The organism is Neisseria sp. HMSC061B04 (assembly GCF_001836705.1).
GTDB lineage: Bacteria > Pseudomonadota > Gammaproteobacteria > Burkholderiales > Neisseriaceae > Neisseria.
On sequence record NZ_KV830229.1, the window covers coordinates 1 to 2259 of the forward strand.

General features: G+C 34.1%; 3 protein-coding genes. All 3 read left to right on the forward strand.

Features of this window, described 5'->3' with window-relative positions:
• Positions 1-79: 79 nt before the first annotated feature.
• The gene (locus HMPREF2661_RS09885; protein ID WP_070823601.1) at positions 80-601 is read left to right on the forward strand and encodes an XAC2610-related protein; all 522 of its coding nucleotides are present in this window, start codon (positions 80-82) and stop codon (positions 599-601) included.
• A gap of 76 nt (positions 602-677) precedes the next feature.
• Positions 678-1079 carry a hypothetical protein gene (locus tag HMPREF2661_RS09890; RefSeq protein WP_070823603.1) on the forward strand — a complete coding sequence of 134 codons (402 nt, stop codon included), beginning with the start codon at positions 678-680 and terminating at the stop codon, positions 1077-1079.
• 24 nt (positions 1080-1103) lie between these two features.
• Positions 1104-2159: a hypothetical protein gene (locus HMPREF2661_RS09895; protein ID WP_070823605.1), complete on the forward strand. Its 1056-nt coding sequence runs from the start codon at positions 1104-1106 to the stop codon at positions 2157-2159.
• Positions 2160-2259 lie beyond the last annotated feature (100 nt).

Genomic DNA, 2259 nt, shown 5'->3' on the forward strand with positions numbered 1-2259 from the left:
TTTAGGGCTAATCTACGTCAGCCCCTTAATTTAAGGTTATGGTGTAATTTGAAAAAATTCATATTTTCTAGGAGGGACAATGCAATATAAAAAACTGTTCACAATTCCTTTCATTGCACTTTCTTTATTTTCTACTGCGTGCGCTGTGCAAAGTGGAAACGTAGTTGGAAAAGAAAGTGTTTATCCACCAGTAGCAAATTTTCCTTTTGAAATTAAGATAAAACCACTTTCTGATATGGATTATCAGGCTGTCATTACAAATAAAAAAACTAAAAAAATTCAAATTATTGAAAGTATGTCACATCCCCCTCTGACTGCAGATCATTTGGTTCAAATACAAGACTTAAATAATGATGGGTACCCTGATATTATTTTAAAGGGTTTTCCTGTTGCAGCGTCAGCAATTAATGGTAATGAACTTTATATGTTCAATCCTGAAACTAAACAATTTGAGGAAACTGAAGATATTACCCAGCTTGGCGAAATTCATGCTAGCGAAAAAAACTGTATTTACGTTGATTATCGGAAAAATTCAATGGAATATTCCCAGGATCATTATTGCTGGCGTAATGGTAAATGGCATTTTATTAAAAATAGGTAAAATATTATGAATGATAAATTCGATCAAGATCGCTATATGAAATAGGGTAATCTATTATAAATTTAAGGAATTTAAAATGAAAAAAGCATTATTTATTTCTATTTGCCTATTAGGGACAGGTTCATGTTTTGCACAGGAAAATATAGAGCATAAAAAAGAAGTCTGTCCTAAAAGTGCGTTAGAAAATATTGAAAATGTTAGTTATGATTGCTTGGATGTTTGGGATAGCCGTTTAGAAAAAAAAATTGATGAAAAATATAAGATGATATACCGACGAGTAAAACAAAAAGATATGGCTCTACATGCTTTGCCTTCTTCTTATTTTATTAAAGTACGTAAAACATGGAATGCATATAGAGAACAACTTTGTTCTGATCCTACAAATAATACAGATCTAAAATCTGCATCTGATTGGTATATTCTTCAATGCCGAATTGAGCAATCGCAAGCTCATTTGAAAGCATTGGAGCGCTTCTAATTTGTTTTAAGAAAGGAATAAAGTATGGCAAAGAAAGCGAATCATAGCCTTCGTTTTACCGGTGGCGATCATTTGACTCCTAAAGATGGTTTTAAATATTATCTACATCAAGCTATGATGGTAAATGAATTGCGTGGGGGGTATGGTGCATATGAAATGTCTAATGCTGTAAATGGTTCTAGTGGTCCAAGCTTTGGTGGAATTCAATTTGATGTGGGATCTAATAAAAATGGCCAAAAGTTATTAGAAAAAATACTTCATCATGCCAAAGATAATGCAGGAAATTCTTTTTTATCAGAATCTGATATGATGCAGCTTCATCGGATATACAAACCATTTAGTGATGTCAAGACTAAGGAAGGAAAGATAGCAACTCGGGGCATGAGTGATGAAGATAAAGCATTCTACAAGCAAATCAAGCCCAAATTGGATGCTGCGCTATCATCTCCGACAGGAATAAAATTAATTAATGAAAACTATAATGAAAATTTAGATGATAAAATTTTAAAGGTCGAGGAAAAGATTAGTAATGTTAAAAATAAAGCAAATAGAGAATTTTTGAATAACAGTATGCAGGCAAAGGTCTTTATTGCGGATATTGGCAATCAATATGGTGCAAAAGTTAATGAGGCTCTTGTTAAGTTTATTGCACAAACAGAAAAAGACAATGGAGTTACTTTGCCTGGAAATAAAACTGTAAAAGTGCATGGTCAGCTTGATATGGAAGATTTAAAAAATTTCCGTATGAATACTGCATATGGAATTAGTCACCCGGCAGATGCAAAACGTCGGGACGAAAATATCGAAAGAATCACAGCTCCAACCCGTCAGCAAGAACATTCCAAATTTTCTGAGGGTAATGACAGGCCAGCCGATAAACTTCAAGCTTTAATTCAAGGCTTTAAAAACGACAAAGATGGTACGTTCACAGCCAAAGCATTGGCTGACAATGCCGATGTGGTGGCAAATTTTAGAGATGAGTTGCGAGAGACCTTAAAACAAAATCAGGCTCAAGAAGTTGCTCAAAATACTCCTCAAGTTCAAGAAGAGCGCAGCTATGGCGATCGTTCGTTTGGTTAAATCCTTCCCAAATTTGAAGAATGCTGATAGCACGTTTTCCCTTATTCTTTCAATAGATAGTTACGCATGAATAATAACGAACTTGAACAGGCACATAATC

What these genes read in the sequence shown, in the direction of transcription:
- HMPREF2661_RS09890 (WP_070823603.1), top strand. Translation starts at nt 678, where the DNA reads ATGAAAAAAGCATTATTTATTTCTATTTGCCTATTAGGGACAGGTTCA.
- HMPREF2661_RS09895 (WP_070823605.1), top strand. Translation starts at nt 1,104, where the DNA reads ATGGCAAAGAAAGCGAATCATAGCCTTCGTTTTACCGGTGGCGATCAT.
- HMPREF2661_RS09885 (WP_070823601.1), top strand. Translation starts at nt 80, where the DNA reads ATGCAATATAAAAAACTGTTCACAATTCCTTTCATTGCACTTTCTTTA.